Annotated in this window: 17 protein-coding genes and 1 riboswitch; of the genes, 10 read left to right on the top strand and 7 right to left on the bottom strand. The window is 70.8% G+C overall.

The genetic code is table 11. The annotated features are described in order from the left end of the window. The first annotated feature begins 80 nt into the window (after positions 1-80). Together ACIBG6_RS23200 and otsB are read left to right on the top strand one after the other, a co-directional pair. Positions 81-353, top strand: a complete 273-nt coding sequence (locus ACIBG6_RS23200; protein WP_399224436.1) for a DUF3263 domain-containing protein — start codon at positions 81-83, stop codon at positions 351-353. Positions 354-438: 85 nt separating this feature from the next. Further along, a complete protein-coding gene (gene otsB, locus ACIBG6_RS23195) occupies positions 439-1,284 on the top strand; it encodes a trehalose-phosphatase (protein ID WP_399224435.1) in 846 nt (281 codons plus the stop codon). A gap of 147 nt (positions 1,285-1,431) precedes the next feature. On the opposite strand, the gene ACIBG6_RS23190 is transcribed toward otsB, so the two are convergent. Continuing rightward, positions 1,432-2,331 (bottom strand): NAD(P)-dependent oxidoreductase, encoded by a 900-nt coding sequence (locus tag ACIBG6_RS23190; RefSeq protein WP_399224434.1) that lies wholly within the window; start codon positions 2,329-2,331, stop codon positions 1,432-1,434. 97 nt (positions 2,332-2,428) lie between these two features. Here ACIBG6_RS23190 and ACIBG6_RS23185 point away from each other — a divergent pair, with 97 nt between their 5' ends. Together ACIBG6_RS23185 and ACIBG6_RS23180 are read left to right on the top strand one after the other, a co-directional pair. Continuing rightward, entirely contained in the window at positions 2,429-2,779 is a 351-nt protein-coding gene (locus ACIBG6_RS23185) for a winged helix-turn-helix transcriptional regulator (RefSeq protein WP_399224433.1), read from the top strand. 121 nt (positions 2,780-2,900) lie between these two features. Continuing rightward, a complete protein-coding gene (locus tag ACIBG6_RS23180; RefSeq protein WP_399224432.1) occupies positions 2,901-3,197 on the top strand; it encodes a hypothetical protein in 297 nt (98 codons plus the stop codon). A gap of 87 nt (positions 3,198-3,284) precedes the next feature. Here ACIBG6_RS23180 and ACIBG6_RS23175 read toward each other — a convergent pair whose 3' ends face one another. The 3 genes from ACIBG6_RS23175 to ACIBG6_RS23165 form a co-directional block, all read right to left on the bottom strand. Continuing rightward, entirely contained in the window at positions 3,285-4,733 is a 1,449-nt protein-coding gene (locus ACIBG6_RS23175; RefSeq protein WP_399224431.1) for a trehalose-6-phosphate synthase, read from the bottom strand. A gap of 112 nt (positions 4,734-4,845) precedes the next feature. Then, complete coding sequence (locus ACIBG6_RS23170) at positions 4,846-6,723, bottom strand: hypothetical protein (protein WP_399224430.1); 1,878 nt, start codon at positions 6,721-6,723, stop codon at positions 4,846-4,848. Between the two features lie 38 nt (positions 6,724-6,761). After that, entirely contained in the window at positions 6,762-7,709 is a 948-nt protein-coding gene (locus ACIBG6_RS23165) for a glucosyl-3-phosphoglycerate synthase (protein ID WP_399224429.1), read from the bottom strand. A gap of 159 nt (positions 7,710-7,868) precedes the next feature. Further along, positions 7,869-8,015: riboswitch (SAM riboswitch) on the top strand. On the opposite strand from ACIBG6_RS23165, the gene thrC reads away from it, so the two are divergent. From thrC to groL, 4 genes are all read left to right on the top strand, one after another. Beyond that, complete coding sequence (thrC, locus tag ACIBG6_RS23160) at positions 8,009-9,319, top strand: threonine synthase (protein WP_317597852.1); 1,311 nt, start codon at positions 8,009-8,011, stop codon at positions 9,317-9,319. Its footprint overlaps the riboswitch before it by 7 nt. Before the next feature lie 13 nt (positions 9,320-9,332). Further along, positions 9,333-9,611 carry a MoaD/ThiS family protein gene (locus tag ACIBG6_RS23155; RefSeq protein ID WP_329622015.1) on the top strand — a complete coding sequence of 93 codons (279 nt, stop codon included), beginning with the start codon at positions 9,333-9,335 and terminating at the stop codon, positions 9,609-9,611. Positions 9,612-10,014: 403 nt separating this feature from the next. After that, a complete protein-coding gene (locus tag ACIBG6_RS23150) occupies positions 10,015-10,218 on the top strand; it encodes a cold-shock protein (protein ID WP_015035246.1) in 204 nt (67 codons plus the stop codon). A gap of 342 nt (positions 10,219-10,560) precedes the next feature. Next, positions 10,561-12,189, top strand: a complete 1,629-nt coding sequence (gene groL, locus ACIBG6_RS23145) for a chaperonin GroEL (protein ID WP_030321969.1) — start codon at positions 10,561-10,563, stop codon at positions 12,187-12,189. A 128-nt stretch (positions 12,190-12,317) separates the two neighbouring features. On the opposite strand, the gene ACIBG6_RS23140 is transcribed toward groL, so the two are convergent. Continuing rightward, complete coding sequence (locus ACIBG6_RS23140) at positions 12,318-14,042, bottom strand: hypothetical protein (protein WP_399224428.1); 1,725 nt, start codon at positions 14,040-14,042, stop codon at positions 12,318-12,320. Then, positions 14,032-15,648 (bottom strand): hypothetical protein, encoded by a 1,617-nt coding sequence (locus ACIBG6_RS23135; protein ID WP_399224427.1) that lies wholly within the window; start codon positions 15,646-15,648, stop codon positions 14,032-14,034. Before ACIBG6_RS23135 ends, ACIBG6_RS23140 begins: the two co-directional genes overlap by 11 nt. A gap of 213 nt (positions 15,649-15,861) precedes the next feature. Here ACIBG6_RS23135 and ACIBG6_RS23130 point away from each other — a divergent pair, with 213 nt between their 5' ends. After that, a complete protein-coding gene (locus ACIBG6_RS23130) occupies positions 15,862-16,320 on the top strand; it encodes an SRPBCC domain-containing protein (protein ID WP_399224426.1) in 459 nt (152 codons plus the stop codon). A gap of 15 nt (positions 16,321-16,335) precedes the next feature. Here the strand turns inward: ACIBG6_RS23130 and ACIBG6_RS23125 are convergent, their stop codons facing one another. Next, positions 16,336-17,100, bottom strand: coding sequence for a class I SAM-dependent methyltransferase (locus ACIBG6_RS23125; protein WP_399224425.1), 765 nt, complete (start codon positions 17,098-17,100; stop codon positions 16,336-16,338). A gap of 371 nt (positions 17,101-17,471) precedes the next feature. On the opposite strand from ACIBG6_RS23125, the gene ACIBG6_RS23120 reads away from it, so the two are divergent. Further along, positions 17,472-20,570, top strand: coding sequence for an FG-GAP repeat domain-containing protein (locus ACIBG6_RS23120; RefSeq protein ID WP_399224424.1), 3,099 nt, complete (start codon positions 17,472-17,474; stop codon positions 20,568-20,570). Positions 20,571-20,613 lie beyond the last annotated feature (43 nt).

Genomic DNA, 20,613 nt, shown 5'->3' with positions numbered 1-20,613 from the left:
CGCGCCTTGCCCAGCCCTGCTCCGCAGGTGTTTCGTTTCCTCCCCCACGTAAAGGTGGGGGTATTCACGAAGGAGTCCGGATGACCACCGACGACGCCCGGGAGCCGGCTGACGACGATGGCGACGCCGGTGGGCTCGGCGAGCGCGAGCGGGCCCTCCTCGCCGTCGAGCGCCGCTCCTGGCCCGGCCCCGGCGCCAAGGAGAGGGCCGTCCGCGAAGGCCTCGGCCTCTCGCCGACCCGCTACTACCAGCTGCTCAACGCCCTCCTCGACGACCCGCGGGCCCTCGCCCACGACCCGGTCACGGTCAACCGGCTGCGCCGGGTGAGGGCGGAGAAGCAGGGGCGGCGGTAACGCACGGGGCCGGCGGCGCAAGGGGTCGGAGGCGGTGACCCCGGCCACGCTGACGCGGCCGCCCCGCGTCGGTAGGGTCGTGAGCATGGTCAGCAGCCTTCCGCACCCGACCACCCCGACCGGCCGCGACGGTCTGGACGCGCTCCTCGCGCGGCCCGCGAAAGCCGTCGTCGCCCTCGATTTCGACGGCACGCTCGCCGAGATCGTCCCCGACCCCGAACAGGCCCGCGCCCACCCCGGTGCCGTGGCCGCCCTCGCCGCCCTCGCGCCCGAGGTCGCCTCCGTCGCCGTCGTGACCGGCCGCCCCGCCGGGGTCGCCGTCCGCTACGGCGGCTTCGCCGGAGTCCCCGGCCTCGAACACCTCGTCGTCCTCGGCCACTACGGCGCCGAACGCTGGGACGCCGTCACCGGCACCGTCAAGGCCGCCGCCCCGCACCCGGGCGTCGCCTCCGTCCGCGCCGAACTCCCCGGCTTCCTCGACCGCGCCGGCGCCTGGCCGGGCGTCTGGATCGAGGAGAAGGGCCGCGCGGTCGCCGTCCACACCCGCCGCGCCCTCGACCCGGAGGGCGCCTTCGAGGCCCTCAAGGGCCCCCTCGGCGACCTCGCCACCCACCACGGCCTGGTCCTGGAACCGGGCCGCATGGTCCTGGAGCTGCGGCCCCCGGGCATGGACAAGGGCGTGGCGCTCGCCGAGTACGTACGGGAGACGGGCGCCGGGTCCGTGCTCTACGCGGGCGACGACCTGGGCGACCTGCCCGCCTTCGCCGCCGTCGAGAAACTCCGCTCCGACGGCACCCCCGGCCTCCTGGTCTGCAGCGGCTCCACCGAGGTCCCGGAGCTCGCCGCCCGCGCGGACCTCTCGGTGGCGGGCCCGCCGGGGGTGGTGGAGTTCCTGACGGAACTGGCGAGGGCGGTACGGGAGCGGGGCTGAGGCCCCACCATGCGGCGAGGGCGGTACGGGGGAGCCGAAGCCCTCCGGCTCCCGCGCCCGCCGGTGCCGCGTCCTGGGTCTCCTGCGCGGCGGCGGGGGTGAGGCCCGCGGCGAGGAGTGCGGTGAGCGCTTTCACTGCTTCCGGGGTTACCGGTCGTGCAGCAGCAGGTCCACCGTTCCGGTCAGGTCCTCCTCGCCGCTGCCGAGGGCCAGTCGGCGGCGCATCAGCTCGAAGAACGGGCTGATGAGCTCCGGGCTCACGCCCTGCTCCTCGGCCGTGGTGAGGAAGGTCGGCACGCCCGCGACCTGCATCGCCAGGTTGGAGACCACGTCCTCGGTGAGGGCGCCGCTCGCCAGTTGCCTGCCGGTCTGTGTGATCGACGGACCGGCCATCGCCTTGATCCAGTCCACGAGCAGCGGGGCGAACGCGACCGGGTCGATGTCCTCCTTCCGGATCAGGGCGAAGGCGTGCGTGACGCCCGCGACCATCCCGTACATCGCGCTGAGCAGCGCCACGTCGTGCAGGGCCGCGTGCCCCGCGTCCTCGCCGACGTACGTGGTGCCCACGGGCACGGCCAGGGTCTCCCGGTGCTCCGCGAACAGCTCGCCCGAGCCGCTGTAGAAGACGTACCCCCCGGCCTCCGGGATGCCGACCATCGGCGGTACGGCCATGATCCCGCCGTCCAGGTAGCGGGCCCCGCGCTCGCGGGCCCAGTCGGCTCGGGCGCGGGCCTGGGCCGGGGTCGTGGTGGTGAGGTTGACGAGGTCCTTCCCCGTCAGGTCCGCGTCGGCGAGGGCCTCGCCGACCGAGGCGTCGTCCAGGAGGCAGACGACGACCAGGGTGCTCGCGGCGACCGCCTCGGCGGCGCTGCCGACCGCCTTCGCGCCGTCGTCGGCGAGCCCGGCCGCGCGGCCCGGGGTGCGGTTCCAGACGGTGAGCGGGTGACCTGCGGCGAGCCAGGTACGGGCGAGCGCGGTCCCCATGGCGCCGAGACCGAGGAGGGTGACGGGGGTCTTCTCTGCGGAGTTCTGCGTGTTCTGCGTCATGCCCACAGGCTGCTCCAGGCCCCTGACCTGCTCAAGTACCCACTTGGAAGTGGGTGGTTACCCTGAGGTGAGTGAACAGGTCAGAAGGGTGTGGGGGATGGCGACGCTGAACCGGCCCGGAGCCGACGACGGGCACGTCTGCGGGATCGACACCTCGATGGAGGTGATCGGCGGCAAGTGGAAGGTGCTCATCCTGTGGGCGCTCCACCAGCGCCCGAGGAGCCGCTTCGGCGAGCTGCGGCGCCTCGTCCCGGGCATCACCGAGAAGGTCCTCGCCTCCCACCTCCGGGAGATGGAGGCCGACGGCATCGTGGACCGCGTCTCGTACGACGAGGTCCCGCCCCGCGTCGAGTACGACCTGACGAAGGACGGGATGCGCCTCAACGACGCCCTGGAACCGCTCGCGGCCTGGGGGCGCGAACGGCTGGAGCGGGCCTCCGGAGCCTGAGGGACTCCGGTCCGGTCGGCCGGTTCGGCGCGGCGTTCCCGCGATCCCACGGGCAGGCCTTAGCCAGGCGTGACCAGCCGGTCCACAATGGAATCGGTGGACAACGGACGAGGAGGACACCATGTATGTCGTCGTCCAGCACAAGATCCTGAACCCCGAGACGGCGTTCCCCCGCGGCCAGGCCCTCATCGACGGCACCGGCGCGCCCGACGGCACCCGCGTGCTGCAGTTCTACCCGCACGTCGACGGATCCGTCGTGACGTGCTTGTGGGAGACGGAATCCGTAGCGGACGTCCAGGGCTTCGCCGACACCACTCTCGGTGACGCGAGCGTCAACGTGTGCTACGAAGTCGACGCGGACAAGGCATTCGCCGACCGCCCCGCCGGCCTGAGGCCGAAGTCGGTTCCCGTCACCTGACGGGCGTCCGCCACGCGTGCGGGGACCCGCGGGGAACGGAGGAACCGGCGGAGGACTCAGCATGAGCCCCCGCCGACCTCCGCGACGCTACGAGGGCTCCCGCAGCGCCTCCAGCTGGTTCAGGAACCAGCGTTGTGGCGGCAGGGCCGTGGCCGCCGCGGCGAGGCGTTCGGTGCGGTCGGCGCGTTCGGTCGGCGGCATCGACAGGGCGGTGTGGAGGGCCTCGGCGGTCTCCGACACGTCGAAGGGGTTCACGGTGAGCGCGTCCTCGCGCAGTTCCTCGTACGCCCCCGCCTCCCGCGACAGGACCAGCGCGCAGCCGGCCTCCGAGACGACCGGTATCTCCTTCGCGACCAGGTTCATGCCGTCGCGGACCGGGTTCACCAGGGCCACGTCCGCGAGCCGGTAGGCGGCCAGGGAGCGCGTGAAGTCGTCCCGTACCGAGACCAGGACCGGCTGCCAGTCGGCCGTGCCGAACTCGCTGTTGATCTCCGAGGCGAGCGTCCCCACGGCGGTCGTGTACGCGCGGTAGACCTCCAGGTCCTGCCGCGAGGGGTACGCCGAGGCCAGGTGGACCACCCGCTCGCGCCACTCGGGGTGGGTGGTGAGCAGTTCGCGGTAGGCGAGGAGGCCACGGAGGATGTTCTTGGAGAGTTCGGTGCGGTCGACACGGACGATGGTCTTCCGGTCGCCGACCTCCTCCCGCAGCCGCGCCAGCCGCTCGTCCACCTCGGGGCGGTGCGCCAGCGCCCGCAGCTCGTCGGCGTCCACGCCGAGCGGGTACGCCCGGACCCGGGTGTGGGCCTTTTCCGAGCCGTGCCGCATGTGTTCCACCCCGCGCCAGGGGTCCCCGCTGCGCCACAGGCCCTGGGCCGACCCGGCCGCGCCGTCCATGGACGCGCCGCTGACGAACGCCGACGCCCATCCCCAGGTGTGGAAACCCAGCTCGTCCGCGCCGAGCATCCCCCACAGGAGCTCCTCGCGGACGTCGTCCGGGAGCATCCGCAGGTACTCCGGGGAGGCCCACGGGGTGTGCGTGAAGTGGGCGATCCGCAGGTCGGGGCGGAGGTCGCGGAGCATCCCCGGGACCAGGGCCAGGTGGTAGTCCTGGACGAGGGCCGCCGCGCCCTCGGCCGCCTCCGCGGCCAGGGCCTCGGCGAAGGCGCGGTTGTAGCTCCGGTACGCCTCCCAGCGGCGCCGGAACTCCGCGTCGAAGACGGGTTCGCGCGGGATGTCGTACAGATGGTGGTGGAGGAACCACAGCACCGAGTTCGCGATGCCGTTGTACGCGTCGGCGTACACGTCCGGGGCGATGTCCAGCATCCGCACGCCCGGCTCGCCGACCCCGCGCCGTACGGCCTCGCGGTCGCCCTCGCCGAGGGCCGCGCACACCCACAGGCTGTCCTGGGAGTCCTGGGAGACGGCGCTCAGGCCCGAGACCAGGCCGCCGCCGCCCCTGCGGGCGTCGAGCTCACCGTCCTCGCCGAGCACGTACGAGACGGGTCCCCGGTTGGATGCCACGAGCACAGTAGCCATGTGGCGAACCTAGCCCGTCCCGTAAACGCTCAAACGTACGTATACGAGACGGGCCGATCCGGCCACGGAGGGTCAGGGCGGGGCAGGGAGGGTCAGTGGCGGTCAGCGGCTGTCAGTGCTCGCGTCGGCCGCGCATCGCCGCCTTCGCCACCAGGCCCGTCGCCGCGAGCGCCACGCCGAGCGCGCCGAGCAGCCACAGCCGCTCACCGCTGCTGCCCGTCTCGGCCATCGAGCCGCCGTTCTCCCCGTGCGGCCCCGGCGCCGGCGCCACCGGGGCGGCGGACGTGGTCTTCGAGGCTGAGGGGGAGGCAGGGGCGGAAGGGGAGGCCGGGGTCGTCGGGGAGACCGAGCCCGACGGGAAGGCCGGGTCCGTGGGCTCCACCGGTGCCGAGGTCGTCGGCGTCGGAGGCTTCGTCGGGTCAGTGGGCGTGGGCGTCGGCGTGGGCGTCGGGCTCGGCTTCGGCTTGTCGAGCACCGGGGTCACCGCGCAGGCCGGGTCCTCGCTGCCGTCGCCGCAGTTGGAGCGCGGGGTCTCCACCTCGACGCTGTTGCGGAGCTTCCCGTCGCCGGTCACCGGGTCCTTGATCTTCACCGAGTACGTGACGGTCGCCGTCTTCCCGGCCGGGATGTTTCCGAAGTACCCGATCTTCGGCTTCTCGTACGACACCTTGCCCAGGTCCGTCTTCGCGTCGCCGTTGTAGTCGGCGTCGTCGAGGTTCCCGGTGAGGTCGTCGCCGAACTTGGCGTTCGGGTAGTCGATCGTGCTGATGTTCTTCGCGGTGATCGTGTACGTGAGGGTGTCGCCCGGCTTCACCGTGCGCGGGCTCGCCGTCTTGGTGATCTCCAGGTCGGGCACCGGCACGGAGAAGGCCAGCCCCGACGGCACGTAGGTGTCGCCGTTCGTGGAGAAGGTCAGATCGGCCGAGGTCGCGCCCTGCGGGATGGCACCCGCCGGGATGTCGAAGGCCTTGGCGTCGATGCTGAGGTTGTTGACGAGCTTCGGCGCGACCGCGCCGTCGTCCTCGCTGACGAAGAAGTTGTCGGTGTTGCCGGTGTGGGCCTCGGTGACGTTCTTGCCGTCGACGAGGAACTTGTCGCCCGGGGTGTTCCAGTCGCCCTCGTACGCGGTGACGCTCGCCCGTGCCGTGCCGCCGCTCCGGTAGAAGCCGTCGACGGTGATCGTGGTGGCGGGCGAGGTCGAGCGCTGGAGGACGTGGCCGCCGTAGACGTACACGTTCCGCCGCTCCGGGGCCTTGACCGGGTCGGGGCCGGGGAACTTGTGGACGACCGTCAGGGACCAGCCCCCCACACAGCCCTTGCCGTCCGGTGCCCAGATGTTGCCGACGGCCACCCGCGCGTCCGTCCCCGAGACGCCCGCGAAGGCGGCCGTCACGTCCGACTCGCCCGTGTAGTAGTGCGGGCCGTTCGTGTCGGACGGGTCGGTGACCATGCTGTCGATCGAGACCGGGGTCGCGGGCCCCGCCCCGACCTTGATCACCGGCGCGGTCGTCGCCGGGTCGCCGGGCGAGGCCTCGACGTCGGTGCCGGAGATGTCGCAGCGCCGGAGCTGGGCCCCGCTCGGGCCCTTGTACGTGCCGTCGTTGCCGCCCCAGAACAGCCGGGCGTACGCGACCTCGGCGCCCGCCGGGATCACGACGTGGCCGGTACTGGAGCCGAACTCGGGCGCGTCACCCGCCGCCGCCATGCCGGCCGCGTCGATCCGCCGCATCACGAAGGTGTTGTTGTTGTCGGAGCCCTCGCCCTTCGCGGCGGTCGCGCAGCGCGCGGCCAGGTCCGCGGGGGAGTCGGGGCAGCCCATGACCGTGTTGCCGAGCGTCGTGAAGTCGCCGTAGATCGACTCGTCGTACCGCTTGCCGAAGGGCTCGATGACGTCCGCCGAGGCCGGACCGGCCGTCGAGAGCGCAAACGAGGCCACGGCGAGGCCGACGACCGCCGCCACACTGCCCAGGTGTTGTTGTCTGAAGCGCATAAAAGGGCAATGTAGGCAAAGCGGATCATCTGGTGGCGTTACGCCACGCGGCGGCGCGTGTACTCCCTGATGTCGAGCATCGGCGGCCGCTCCTCCGTGTCCACCGCGTAGGTCCGCGGGACGAACCCCTCCTCGCCCCGCTCGAACTGCGTCAGCCGCGGCCGTACGAGGTGCCCGCGCGAGAGCCGCAGCTGCGCCGTCCGGTAGATCGCCGCCGCCATCCGGCCGAGCGCCCGCTCGTCCTGATGGCGGTGCTTGCGTACGCCCACGTCGACCTGCGCGAGCGCGTCCAGGCCCACGGTGTGCAGCGCGTCGACGAGCAGCCCCAACTCCACTCCGTAACCGACGGGGAAGGGCAGCCGCTCCAGGAGCGAGCGCCGCGCCGCGTACTCGCCGCCCAGCGGCTGGACGAAGCCGGCCAGCTGCGGCCAGTGCATGTTGAGGAGGGGGCGTGCCACCAGCTCCGTCACGCGACCGCCCTGGCCAGGAGTGTCCCCGGCTCCGAACGGGCGGTCGTAGGTCGCCTTCACGAAGTCGATGTCGGGGTCGGTGAGCAGCGGGCCCACGATCCCCGTCACGAAGTCCGCGGAGAAGTCCCGCAGATCCGCGTCCACGAAGCACACGACGTCCCCGCTCGTCACCATGAGCGACCGCCACAGGACCTCGCCCTTGCCGGGGACGGCCGGTATCCGGGGGAGGATCGCGTCCCGCGCGACCACCCGCGCCCCGGCTGCCGCCGCCACCTCCGCCGTACGGTCGGTGGAGCCCGAGTCGATCACGACCAGTTCGTCGACGAGCGGCACCGCCTCGGACATCAGCTCGCGGCGGATCACGGCGACGATGTCGCCGACCGTCGCCTCCTCGTTCAGCGCCGGCAGCACGACGCTGACCTTCGTGTTTCGCTTGGCGGCGAGGATCCGCTCCATCGGCCGGTCAGCCACGGACCAGGACCGCCGGTCCAGCCAGCGCTCCACCTCTTCCAGCACGTGATCTCCATCTCGCGGTACGGACGGCCCGTCCAAGCTCCGGGGCCTTCGGTTACAGTCTTGAACAACGCGGATGCCCGATGCACGTCGGGGTGCCGCCCGCGTCGGAGCGCAGGAACGAAGCCCGCGAGGACTTCACCGCACTTCACAATCGAATACCGCTCATCCAGAGGGGCAGAGGGAAACGGCCCGTTGAAGCCCCGGCAACCCTCCAGTCGGTTCGTCTCGTCCTCCAGCGAGGTCCCCGGCTAGGGAAGGTGCCAAATCCGTCTCATGACGAAAAGTTCGTCATGGGAAAGATGAGGAGAAAGGGCCTCGCCTCCATGGCTGTACAGACTGTCGCCTCTGCCACCACCGTCGACCTCGGTCCCGCTTCAGGGCTTTCCTGTCGCGAATGCGGTGAAGTGTTCGCACTTGGTCCGATCTTCGCCTGCGAACTCTGTTTCGGACCGCTCGAAGTCGCGTACGACCTCCCCACCGGTGACCCCGAGGCACTGCGCAAGCAGATCGAGGCCGGCCCCGCCAACATCTGGCGCTACGCCCCCCTGCTGCCCGTCCCGGCCGACGTCGCCGAGAAGCCGAACCTGAACCCGGGCTGGACCAAGCTCGTCCAGGCCGACAACCTCGCCCGCGAGATCGGTGTCGCCCCCGGCAAGCTCTTCGTCAAGGACGACTCGGGCAACCCGACCCACTCCTTCAAGGACCGGGTCGTCGCGCAGGCCCTCGAGGCCGCCCGCGCCTTCGGCTTCACCACGCTCTCCTGCTCCTCCACCGGCAACCTGGCCGGCGCCGTCGGCGCCGCCGCCGCCCGCGCCGGCTTCCGGTCCTGCGTCTTCATCCCGCACGACCTGGAGCAGGGCAAGGTCGTCATGGCCGCCGTCTACGGCGGTGACCTCGTCGCCATCGAGGGCAACTACGACGACGTCAACCGCTTCTGCTCGGAGCTCATCGGCGACCCGCTGGGCGAGGGCTGGGGCTTCGTCAACGTCAACCTCCGCCCGTACTACGGCGAGGGCTCCAAGACGCTCGCGTACGAGATCTGCGAGCAGCTCGGCTGGGTCATCCCCGACCAGCTCGTCATCCCGATCGCGTCCGGCTCGCAGCTCACCAAGATCGACAAGGGTCTGCAGGAGCTCATCAAGCTGGGCCTCGTCGAGGACAAGCCGTACAAGATCTTCGGCGCGCAGGCCGAGGGCTGCTCCCCGGTCTCCGCCGCCTTCAAGGCCGGCCACGACGTCGTCCGCCCGCAGAAGCCGAACACGATCGCCAAGTCGCTCGCGATCGGCAACCCGGCCGACGGCCCGTACGTCCTCGACATCGCCCGCCGCACCGGCGGCGCCGTGGAGGACGTGAACGACGAGCAGGTCGTGGACGCGATCAAGCTGCTCGCGCAGACCGAGGGCATCTTCGCCGAGACCGCGGGCGGCGTGACCGTCGGCGTCACGAAGAAGCTCGTCGAGGCGGGTCTGATCGACCCGGAGCTCACCACTGTCGTGCTGAACACCGGCGACGGCCTCAAGACCCTGGACGCCGTGGCCGAGGGCTCGCAGGCGACCGCCACCATCCGCCCGAGCCTGGACGCGTTCCGCGCCGCGGGCCTGGCCCTCTGAGAGGTACGAAGACATGGCCGTGAACGTCCGCATCCCCACCATCCTCCGCACCTACACGGGCGGGCAGTCCGAGGTCCCGGCCGAGGGCGCGACCCTCGCCGAGGTCATCGCGGACCTGGAGAAGAACCACACCGGCATCGCCGCCCGCGTCCTGGACGACCAGGGCAAGCTGCGCCGCTTCGTCAACGTGTACGTGAACGACGACGACGTGCGCTTCGAGCAGGGCCTGGAGACGGCCACCCCGGCCGGCGCGGGCGTCTCGATCATCCCGGCCGTCGCCGGCGGCTGCTGAGTCCCGGGACTCTTCTGTCCCGTCTTTCTTGAATTGCCCCTTCCGCGACATAAAGCGGAGGGGGCAATTCTGCATGGTTAAGCGGGGTAGAGTTGGGGAAGTCCCCTCCGCTGCTCATGCCGGACGCATATGAGAATGCGTCCTTGCGCGTCAGGAAGCAGCCAAAGTGCATGTGCGTTGTGTACGTTCTGCGCGTTTTGCCGGGCCCGACTTGCCCCGGAACTCCAGGGATTCTCCCTAATTCCCCTTTCTGCCATGCCCAGAATTCTCGCTCGAATGACCTGTTGCAGAGGGCAGTTGGGCAGATACATTCAGCGGCGGTCGACGCGTTCCGGCGCAGGGTCTGACCCCGGGTCCGCGAAGTGCGGTTCCCGCGCAAGGGCCAGTAATAGGGGAGTTAGGCATGGCTCAGGGCACCGTCAAGTGGTTCAACGCGGAGAAGGGCTACGGCTTCATCGCGGTCGACGGTGGTGCGGATGTTTTCGTCCACTACAGCGCGATCCAGATGGATGGCTACCGCAGCCTCGAAGAGGGGCAGCGGGTCGAGTTCGAGATTTCGCAGGGCCAGAAGGGTCCGCAGGCGGACATGGTCAAGCTCGCCGTCTGAGCGCGGCGCGATCGGCCACCGACGCAACGCCGTCGAGGGGCCCGCATCCCCCAGGGGAAGCGGGCCCCTCACGCGTTTCCGCACCCGTGGCGTACCCGTGCCGCACGTGTGCCGACCCGTGTCAGGACTGCCCGAAACCCGAGAGTCGCTTGCACTCTCCTAGGGCGAGTGCTAATCATTGGCGTTAGCACTCGGCAGGTGAGAGTGCTACGAGGATCGGGCAGACGAGGTCGCCGACCGGGTGGGGCAGGGAACCACACGGAACACGCGGAGGCCGTCCGTCGCGGGCGTCGGCGCGGTCCTGGAGCGTTATCCACCCCATGTCCGGGAGGACCACTTCACATGGCCAAGATCATCGCGTTCGACGAGGAGGCCCGGCGCGGTCTCGAGCGCGGCATGAACCAGCTCGCTGACGCCGTCAAGGTCACCCTCGGCCCCAAGGGTCGCAACGTCGTCCTCGAGAAGAAGTGGGGCGCCCCCACGATCACCAACGATGGTGTCTCCATCGCCAAGGAGATCGAGCTCGAGGACCCGTACGAGAAGATCGGCGCCGAGCTGGTCAAGGAAGTCGCCAAGAAGACGGACGACGTCGCCGGCGACGGTACGACCACCGCCACCGTTCTCGCCCAGGCGCTCGTCCGCGAGGGCCTCCGCAACGTCGCCGCCGGTGCCAACCCCATGGCCCTCAAGCGCGGCATCGAGAAGGCCGTCGAGGCCGTCTCCGGCGCCCTCCTCGAGCAGGCGAAGGATGTCGAGACCAAGGAGCAGATCGCTTCGACGGCCTCCATCTCCGCCGCCGACACCCAGATCGGCGAGCTCATCGCCGAGGCGATGGACAAGGTCGGCAAGGAAGGCGTCATCACCGTCGAGGAGTCCCAGACCTTCGGTCTGGAGCTGGAGCTCACCGAGGGCATGCGCTTCGACAAGGGCTACATCTCGGCGTACTTCGCCACCGACATGGAGCGCATGGAGGCGTCGCTCGACGACCCCTACCTCCTGATCGTCAACTCCAAGATCTCCTCCGTGAAGGACCTGCTCCCGCTCCTGGAGAAGGTCATGCAGTCGGGCAAGCCCCTGCTGATCATCGCCGAGGACGTCGAGGGCGAGGCCCTGTCGACCCTGGTCGTCAACAAGATCCGCGGCACCTTCAAGTCCGTCGCGGTCAAGGCCCCGGGCTTCGGCGACCGTCGCAAGGCCATGCTGAACGACATCGCCATCCTCACCGGCGGCACGGTCATCTCCGAGGAGGTCGGCCTCAAGCTGGAGAACGCGGGCCTCGACCTGCTGGGCCGCGCCCGCAAGGTCGTCATCACCAAGGACGAGACCACCATCGTCGACGGTGCCGGTGACAGCGAGCAGGTCGCCGGTCGCGTGAACCAGATCCGCGCCGAGATCGAGAACTCGGACAGCGACTACGACCGCGAGAAGCTGCAGGAGCGCCTGGCGAAGCTCGCCGGCGGTGTTGCGGTCATCAAGGCCGGTGCCGCGACCGAGGTCGAGCTCAAGGAGCGCAAGCACCGCATCGAGGACGCCGTTCGCAACGCGAAGGCGGCCGTCGAAGAGGGCATCGTCGCCGGTGGCGGCGTGGCCCTTCTCCAGGCCTCCTCGGTCTTCGAGAAGCTCGAGGCCGACCTGGCGGGCGACGAGGCCACCGGTGCCAACATCGTCAAGCTGGCGCTTGAGGCCCCGCTGAAGCAGATCGCGGTCAACGCCGGCCTCGAGGGCGGCGTCGTGGCGGAGAAGGTCCGCAACCTGCCCGTGGGTCACGGCCTGAACGCCGCGACCAACGAGTACGTGGACCTCATCGCCGAGGGCATCATCGACCCGGCGAAGGTCACGCGCTCCGCGCTGCAGAACGCCGCGTCGATCGCCGCGCTGTTCCTCACCACCGAGGCCGTCATCGCCGACAAGCCGGAGAAGGCGTCCGCGCCGGCCGGCGGCGGCATGCCGGGCGGTGACATGGACTTCTGATCCTCCGGGATCGGTGGTTCATCGCAGTACCGCTGTAGAGCCGTACTGCTGAACGCGATCGAGGGCGGCACTCCCCAGCAGGGGGGTGCCGCCCTCGGGCGTTATGGAGGAGCGCTTTCCGGGATCCGTCAGCGCACGTCGACGTAGTCCCCGCCGGCCGACGCCGGGGTGTTGAAGTGCCTGCTGTCGCCGTAGTGGCGGATGCGCCAGGTGCCGTCCCCGGTGGCCTTCGCCTTCAGGGAGACGTTGCCGCTCGCGTTCGACCGGCCCGTCGCCATCTGCTTCCAGGTCGTGCTGCCCCGCGGCTGGAACTGCAGGACGACCGGAGCGTTCGCGTACGCGCGCCAGTTCCAGTCCGCGTAGTGCTGGAGCCCGCCGGTGACCGTCACGTACCCGCCCTTCGCGACCGGCTCGGGGCCGGCGTTCAGGGAGACGATCCGGGTGTCGAGGCGGGTGAGCCGGAACGACGGAGTGACGGACTCGGCGAACTGGTCGGTGGTGAGGTGCCGGACCCGGAACCAGCCGCCCTTGCTCGCCGCCGAGAGCGTGAACTCGTCGTAGTAGGCCGAGCTCACGCTCGCCCAGGCGATAGCCTTCCAGCCGCCGGCGACGAGCTGCTCCAGCCGGACGAACTGCGCCGCCGGGAAGGACGGTTCGGCCACGTACCGGGCGCGGAAGGTGCCGGAGACCGTGACCCGGCCGTCGGCGGAGAGCCCGTACGTGCGGAGGTCGGTGCGGGAGTCCAGCGGGATGGCCAGCGCGCCGTGAAGATCCGGGAAGCTCACGTACCGGTCGGGGGATTCGACGAACCAGCCGCCCGACTCCTTGCCCGCGATGGCGACGAGCCGGGCGGTGAACCGGCCGTCCGCGCCGGTCCGGACGACGGTGCTCGGGCCCGTTCCGTAGGTGGGGCCGCCGAGCCGCACGCGGACCTGGTGGTCGGCGACCGGTGCGCCCGCCGCCGCCGGGTCGGTCATCCGGCCGCTGATGGTGACGGTCTGCCCGTCGAGCGCCCGCTTCTTGTCGGCGGTGGCGGTGACGGCCACCTTGCGCGACACGTGATCGGAGACGCTGAGGTAATCCGTCACGGTGCCGTGGATCTCGGGGGTGTCGGCCGTGACCGTCGTCCGGAAGTGGATGGCCGAGGTGCCGAGGTCCTCGCTGGAGATCGGGAACGGCGGCGACGTGAACCGGCCGGCCGCGTCGGTGACCGCCTCTTGTGCCGCGCTCCATGTCCCGTCCTGCGTCGGGCTGGTCCGCTCGATGGTGACCGGCCGGCCGGTCAGCGTGACCCGGTCCCCGGAGCCGGGCTGGATGCCGACGACGCTGCCCGAGGGGCGGGCGTTGCGGTCGGCGTACGTGGGCTTGGTGGGGACGAGGGTGATCTCGGGGCGGAGCCGGAAGTCGAGCTGTCCGGCGTCGGTGCGGGTCTGCTTGTTGCCGAGGGAGTCGGTGGCGGTGACGTCGATGGCGTACGTCCCGAGGGCCGGGATGCGCCCGCCGTCCTCGACGAGTTTCAACGTGGCGGCGTCCGCGAGCCGGAAGAGGTTGGCGGCGCTCGGGTCCCAGGGGTCGGGGACGACAGGGAGCGTCGGGATGTCGACGAGGACCGTGGAGCCCTGCCGGACCGTGGCCGAGACCTTGGTGATCTTGGCGTTCGGGGCGTCGGTCCAGGCCGTCACCTGGAAGATGCCGCGCTGGGCGTCGTCGGTGACGGCCCGGCCGATGCCGACGGCCGTGGCGGCGTGGGCGGCGGGCGCGGCCGTGACCGTCAGGGTCCCGGCGGCGAGCGCGGCGGCGGCCAGGCCCGCCGTCAGGGAGCGCCGGTAGGAGGAGGAGAGATCAGCGCGCATCGATGTACTTCGCAATCGTCTCGCTGTAGAAGTAGCTGCCCGTGGTGTTGAGGTACAGCGCCCAGGAGCCGTCGCCGTACGCGGTGGCGCGGTAGCTGAACCGGCCGTAGGCGTCGGTGGTGATGCCCTGGTTGACCCAGTACCACTGGCTCTCGCCCTTGGGCTTGTAGACCAGGGTCACCTTGGTGCCGGGGAGCGGCTTCCAGAGGCCGCCGACCTTGCGCTGGACGGTGCCGGAGACCGTCATCTTCCCGTTCACCGTGGGCTGCGTGGGGCTGATGTCGAAGGCGGAGAAGCGGGTGGGCGTGCGGGCCCGCTTCAGGGACGTACTCCCCTTGGCGACCAGCTCGTTCGTCTCCGGGTGGTGGATCCGGTAGAGGGCGCTCTCGTAGCCCTGGGTGGTGAAGGTGTAGGAGCAGCCGCTGTCGGTCATGCCGGTGCGCATGACGCGCCAGGTGGATCCGGCGTCGAAGGAGACCTGGAGCTGCACGGGCTGCCCGTTGCGGCAGTAGGCCGACCCGAACCCGCCCGTGGCGGTGAGCTTCCCGTGCTCGTCCAGGGTGATCGTGTGCGGGGAGTAGGAGAACTGCTGCGGTACGGCGATGTCGCTCTTGGCGTACGGGCGGGAGTCGCCGAGGTACGGCGAGGGCCGCAGCGACGTGTAGACGAAGTCGGTGCTGTACTGGGCCCGCGCGTTGAAGGAGAAGGTGCCGGTCGCGGAGGAAGTGGCGCCGCCGAGGACGTTCGTCAGGGCGGAACCGTAGGAGTGTTCCCCGGTCGCGACGACGGGGGCGCCGGGGAAGGGCTTCCAGCCGGTCGGCGTGTACCGCTCCACGTGCCCGGTGACCCGCACGTCCGTACCGGCGCGCACGCGGTACTTGTTCACGTCGGCGCTGATCCGGTACAGGAGTGTGTCGACGCCCAGGGACGGGACGTAGGCCGCGTCGTTCGGGTCGTTGACGGTGCCGGCGGTGACCACGGTCGCGCTGCCGGACACCCAGCCGTTCGGGGTCAGCGTCACGGAGAAGCTGCCGTCCGTGCGGGTCGTGGCGCTGGAGTTGACGACCCTGTCGGTGCCGTCCTGCGCGGTGAGGGTGATCGCCACCTTGGTGCCGCCGGGCGCGGCGGTGCGGGCGCCGGTGGCGGGGTTCCAGAGGGTCGTCTTTCCGGAGAGGACGGCCTGGCGCTGGTCGTAGCTGGTGGTGCGGCGGTTCCAGGACACGTCGGTGACGCCGACGTGCGGACGGTAGCTGTAGGTGCCGCCGGTCGACTGCTGGGTGGTCTGGCCGGGCAGCCGGTAGTCGACGCGTACCGGGTAGTCCGAGAGGGCGGTGCCCTGCGGGAGCGCGAAGGGCGCGTCGGTCTCCCAGTCGATGTTGTCCGTGGTGAGCGCCTCCGTGGAGGCGAGGACAGTGGCGCCGGGGGCGGTGGAGGCCAGGACGCTGACCTTGATCCAGAGCGCGTTGGCGGGCAGTTTCACGCGGTAGCGCCCGTCGTCCAGCGTCATGCCGGACAGGCCCGTCGAATCCGCGTGTGCGGCCGGGGCGTGGATGACGGCGGGCACGATGACACCCGCCGAGAGAGCGAAGACGGCTGCGGCACGCACAAGGGCGTGCGTAAGCCTGCGCGGTGAGCGCGGCAAAGGGACCCCCCACAGGTCTGAGAAGGCGGCGTCGCACGTGATCGGGACGGCCGCGTGGCAGAACTTTAGCGCTCACCTGTTGAACGTGTTCACTCCCTTTACGGAAGTGGCTGTGGGGGCGCACCGGAGTGATGCTGGAAGGGACACCGTGGAAGGGCCGAGCCCATGGTCACCCTGATGACGACACCCGCTGATCGCGAACTGGTCATCACCCGGACCTTCGACGCCCCGCCGGGCCGGCTGTGGGAGGCCTGGACGCGCCCCGAGCACGTACGCGAGTGGTACGGCGTCTCCGGGCTGACGACGACGGTCGTCGACGTCGACCTGCGGGTGGGCGGAGCCTGGCGGTGGGGCCAGACAGCCCCGGACGGCCAGGAGATCGTCTTCTCCGGCACGTACGAGGAGATCGTCCCGGCGGAGCGGCTCGACTACACGGAGGTCTTCGAGCAGATGCCGGACACGGCCCCGGTCCACGTCACCCTCACCTTCGACGCGACCCCGCACGGTGGTACGGCCCTGACCAGCACCTCGCTCTGGCCCTCGAACGAGGTCAGGGACCAGGCACTGGCGGCGGGCATGGAGGCGGGCGTACGCGAACAGTACGACCGCCTCGCGGAGCACGTACGGACGATGTGAGTCAGGGGTGACGAGTCAGGGGTTACGCCAGGGGTTACGGAAGAGCGCCGTCCAGAGGAAGGGCTCGCCGAAGTGCGCCGAGTCGGCGGGTTCGTCGTGCATGCGGCGGACGTCGATCTCCGCCAGGTCGGCGAAGAGCGCGCGCAACTCCGCGTCGGTGTAGGCGAGTCCGCCGTCCAGCTTCCCCTGCCGGTAGAAGTCGGCGTCCGGCAGTTCCGAGCCCATGCCGCCCTCCCCGGCGGCGAACGCGGTGAGCGCGAAGTGCCCGCCGGGTGCGAGGACGCGGTCGAGGAGCGCGAGGTAGCTGACGCGGCGGTGCGGGGGCAGGTGGTGGAAGCAGCCGGAGTCGTAGACGAGGTCGTACGGGCCGTCCAGGGGCGCGGCGAAGGCGTCGCCGCACACGAAGCGCACGCTCTCCGCCGCGCCGGCCTCGCGGGCGCGTTCCTCTGCCCAGCGGATCGCGGTGGCGGAGAGGTCGACGGCGTCCACCTCGTACCCGAGCGACGCGAGGTACATGCTGTTCCGCCCGGGTCCGCACCCGAGGTCGAGCACCCGCCCGCCGGCCGGGAGCAGGCCCCGCTCGACGTACGACACCAGGTTCTCGTCGGGCTTCGCGACGAAGAACGGCACCGGCTTGTCCCGGTCCGCGTAGAACTCGTCCCACCACCCGGCCCCACCTTCCGACCACCGGTCGGCGCTGGGTGCGAAGAGCCCGTCGAGCAGGCGCAGGACGTCCTCGACCGTGCGGATGTCACGGTTCTCACGGCTGTTGCGGTCCATGGGGATCCCCCTCCAAGTCGATCTCCAGAGTACGGGAATGGAGGGTAAAAGTGCAGGTCAGAGGCACTTTGGTGATCGCCTGTGAGGGGCGCACGCACCCCATCCCCAGAGGCCCGGACCCAGGGGTTCGGGGATGCCGTACGGGCTCGCGGAGGCCGCCTCCAGGCCCGGGAAGAGGCCTTCGCGGGCGGCTCCCAGGAAACTTTTCGAACTCCCGTGTCGCGTGAATGTACGATCCGACTGCCGACAGGGGGGGTCCCGCCGGCCCCGGCCGAGCGGCCCGCTTCGTCCTGCCGTCCTGCCCGTCCTGCCTTCGCGCCGCCCCTCCCGTGTCGTACCCGTCTTCACATCCGTACGAGGGGACACAGGACTTGTCCGTACGAAGAGTCGTCGCGCTCGCTCTGAGCGCCACGCTCGGCTTCACCGGCCTGGCGGCCGTCGCGCCGTCCGCCACGGCGGCGACCGGCGCGCCGTACGAGGTGACGATCGCCGCGCCGCCGAGCGTCACCCCGCCGCCCCAGACCGTCTTCGGCGCGGGCACCGGTCTCCAGGCCTCCGACCCCGACCGGGGCATGCGCTGGCAGAGCTTCGCGGGTGGTCCGGTCACATACCACGCGGCCTGCGACTCCACCGACAGGATGGCGTTCCACGGTGACCGGTTCGCGTGCCTCGACTACCACCAGGGCACCTCGGACGCCACGATCCACGACTGGGCCACCGGCGTCACCCTGACCCGCCCGCACCCCGAGGGCCACACCTGGCTGCGGGCCTTCGGCACGGACCGGCTGCTCAGCTACAGCACCGATGCCGAAGGCGCCGTGACCCTGCACCTTCCGGGCTTCGGCGAGGGCGCTCCGGCGGACGTCGACGTCGCGGCGACCGAGCGGATCACCGGCTACCCCGAGGTCCTGGCCTTCGATGCCAAGGGCGCCGTCGTCACGTACACCCGGGCCTCCGGTGGACAGGGCGTCGGGCTCGTCGATTTCGTCACCGCCACGCTCGTCCCGCTGGCCCAGCCCGCGGCCGGTCTCCCCTACGGGGTGAAGGCAACGCTCAGCGCCGACCGTATCGCCCTCTACGGCGGGTACGGCACGACGGAGGCGTTCATCGTGCCCCGCGCCACCCCCGCGGGTCCGGCCGCCACGGTCAAGCTGCCGAGCACCGATGCCAGGCAGGGCCGTCTCGCCTTCCTCGGCGGCTGGATCGTGGGCGCCTACAGCTCGTACGGGTCCGGCCCGCTCAAGGCCACCTCGCTCACCAGTGGCGCGACCCGTGACCTGGGCGTCCTCGTCGCCGGGGACTCCGAGCTCAGGACCGGCACGGACGGCACCCTCTACTTCGTGGGCGGCACCGACTCCACCCACTGGGGCGTCCGACGCGTCACTCCCGACGCCACCGGAGTGCCCGTCACCACCCAGGTCCTGAGCACCCCGCCCAAGCCGGTCCAGCGGACAGGACTGACCCTGGCGAACGGCCGGGTCACGACCGAGCACGAGGACGGCTACCGCGGCCTCCAGGGATACGACGTGTCCCTCACCGAGCCGCGCACGGCCGCCTCGGTCTGGAGCTGTGCCGTGACCTCCGGCGGCACCTCGCCGTGTGCCGAGCCCTACGGTCCGGGGATGGTGGGCGCCCGTTGGGCCGACAGCGGGGACGGCCGCCTCGTCAGGCTCGGGGCGGACGACGTTCCGCCGTCTCGCGGGGACTGGTGCGGCTGGTGCGTCCCGACGGTGTACGTGACGACGGCCGCGCCGGGTGCGACCACCCGGAAGATCACGCTGGACACCACGCGGAGGCTCGAGCCCGAGGTGCTCTACACGGTCTCAGGCCGCTACGTGCACTACCTCGCAACGGAGAACTACGAGGTCAAGTCGGTCGTCGCGGACATCGAGACCCGGAAGATCCTCTCCGTCGTGAGCAACGCGAACCAGTTCCTGTGGGGCAGTCAGCTCTGGACGGCGTCGTTGGAGAACGACACCGTCTCGGCGGTCGACCTGCGCACCGGGTCGACGGTCGCGACCGTTGACCTCGGGACGAACTGCGGAACCGGCGATTTCGCGGTCCTCGGCAAGTGGATCTACGCCCAGTGCCTGCGCGGCACATCCGCGATCGTGTACGACCAGGAGCGGAAGACCAAAGTCTCCTTCTCGGCGCCCAGCTACGGCCAGACATCGCTGGGAGACGGCTTCATCGCCTACACCGAGTCCAACGGTGCTGCCCCCGACTCGCTGAACGTGATCGACGTCCGCTCCGGCGCGCCCGTCGTGCGCACCATCGGAACGCTTTCCGAGACCGGCGAGAGGTGGACGATCGACCGTTTCGGCGGGGGTATCGCCTTCATCGACCCCCAGCAGACGATCCACGTTGTCGGTCTCGGCGGAGCCACCAGCCGCGTGACGGTCTTCGACTCGGCCGTGCCGACTTCGGTGAACCTGAGGTCCTCCCTCTGGAGGCCCCGTTGGACCGTCTCGAAGCCCGTCACGTGGTCCCTCGCGCTCAAGCGCAAGGCGACCGGCGCGACCGTCCGTACCCTCACCGATGAGGGTCGTGGTGTCGTCACGCCCGTCTGGGACGGGAAGGACGCGACCGGGAAGCTCGTCCGGAACGGCACCCACACCTGGACCCTGACGGTGAAGCCGGCCGACGGCCAGGGCGCCGACCTCGTCCAGTCCGGGAACCTCTCCGTGACCGGCGGAGCCGCCGTGTGGCGGGACCTCGCCGGGGACGACGGCTTCGGTGACCTGCTGGTGATGGACACGACCGGGCTCGTGTCGATGTACCGGGGGACCGGGACGGGTGCGGTGTCCGCGCGGATCGCCGGTACGGGGACGAAGTTCGCGACGTCGTCGGTGTTCGTGCCGACGGGTGACCTGAACGGCGACCGGTGCGCGGACGTGTACGCCCGCGTGGGCGACCAGCTGCGGGCGTACCGGCCGGGCTGCGGGAAGGTGCTCTCCGCCTTCTCGCCGTACACGGTCGTCGGTTCGGGCTGGGGCCAGTACGACGTGCTGACCTCGCCGGGTGATGTGAACGGTGACGGGTACGCGGACCTGGTCGCACGTCAGGCGTCGACGGGTGACGTGTACTTCTACGGCGGAACGGCCGACCACCGGGTCAAGGCCCGCGTCCGGATCGGCACCAACTGGAAGCTGTACAAGAAGATCACCGGCGCGGGCGACCTGAACGGCGACGGGCGCGGTGACCTGCTGGGTGTCGACGCCTCCGGTGCGCTGTGGCGGTACTACGGCACCGCGACCGGCGGCGTCACCGCCCGGGTGAAGGTCGGCGGCGGCTGGGGCGGGTACTCCTCGCTCGTCGGCGTCGGCGACCTGTCCGGCGACGGGCGCGCCGATCTCCTGGCCCGCGACACCGCCGGGAAGCTGTGGCGCTACAGCGGCACCGGGACCGGTGCCTACGGCGGCCGGGTGGCCGTCGGCAGCGGATGGAGCATTCTCAAGGGGCTCTACTGATCCGGACGTCCTGTGAATCCGGATGTCCTCCCGAGGGCCCGGC

The sequence above is a fragment of the Streptomyces sp. NPDC050842 genome (genome assembly GCF_044456565.1).
GTDB lineage: Bacteria > Actinomycetota > Actinomycetes > Streptomycetales > Streptomycetaceae > Streptomyces.
This window is presented reverse-complemented; position numbering and strand designations above follow the sequence as displayed.

What these genes read in the sequence shown, in the direction of transcription:
- ACIBG6_RS23200 (WP_399224436.1), top strand. Translation starts at nt 81, where the DNA reads ATGACCACCGACGACGCCCGGGAGCCGGCTGACGACGATGGCGACGCC.
- otsB (WP_399224435.1), top strand. Translation starts at nt 439, where the DNA reads ATGGTCAGCAGCCTTCCGCACCCGACCACCCCGACCGGCCGCGACGGT.
- ACIBG6_RS23190 (WP_399224434.1), bottom strand. Translation starts at nt 2,331, where the DNA reads ATGACGCAGAACACGCAGAACTCCGCAGAGAAGACCCCCGTCACCCTC.
- ACIBG6_RS23185 (WP_399224433.1), top strand. Translation starts at nt 2,429, where the DNA reads ATGGCGACGCTGAACCGGCCCGGAGCCGACGACGGGCACGTCTGCGGG.
- ACIBG6_RS23180 (WP_399224432.1), top strand. Translation starts at nt 2,901, where the DNA reads ATGTATGTCGTCGTCCAGCACAAGATCCTGAACCCCGAGACGGCGTTC.
- ACIBG6_RS23175 (WP_399224431.1), bottom strand. Translation starts at nt 4,733, where the DNA reads ATGGCTACTGTGCTCGTGGCATCCAACCGGGGACCCGTCTCGTACGTG.
- ACIBG6_RS23170 (WP_399224430.1), bottom strand. Translation starts at nt 6,723, where the DNA reads ATGCGCTTCAGACAACAACACCTGGGCAGTGTGGCGGCGGTCGTCGGC.
- thrC (WP_317597852.1), top strand. Translation starts at nt 8,009, where the DNA reads ATGAGGAGAAAGGGCCTCGCCTCCATGGCTGTACAGACTGTCGCCTCT.
- ACIBG6_RS23155 (WP_329622015.1), top strand. Translation starts at nt 9,333, where the DNA reads ATGGCCGTGAACGTCCGCATCCCCACCATCCTCCGCACCTACACGGGC.
- ACIBG6_RS23150 (WP_015035246.1), top strand. Translation starts at nt 10,015, where the DNA reads ATGGCTCAGGGCACCGTCAAGTGGTTCAACGCGGAGAAGGGCTACGGC.
- groL (WP_030321969.1), top strand. Translation starts at nt 10,561, where the DNA reads ATGGCCAAGATCATCGCGTTCGACGAGGAGGCCCGGCGCGGTCTCGAG.
- ACIBG6_RS23140 (WP_399224428.1), bottom strand. Translation starts at nt 14,042, where the DNA reads ATGCGCGCTGATCTCTCCTCCTCCTACCGGCGCTCCCTGACGGCGGGC.
- ACIBG6_RS23130 (WP_399224426.1), top strand. Translation starts at nt 15,862, where the DNA reads ATGACGACACCCGCTGATCGCGAACTGGTCATCACCCGGACCTTCGAC.
- ACIBG6_RS23125 (WP_399224425.1), bottom strand. Translation starts at nt 17,100, where the DNA reads ATGGACCGCAACAGCCGTGAGAACCGTGACATCCGCACGGTCGAGGAC.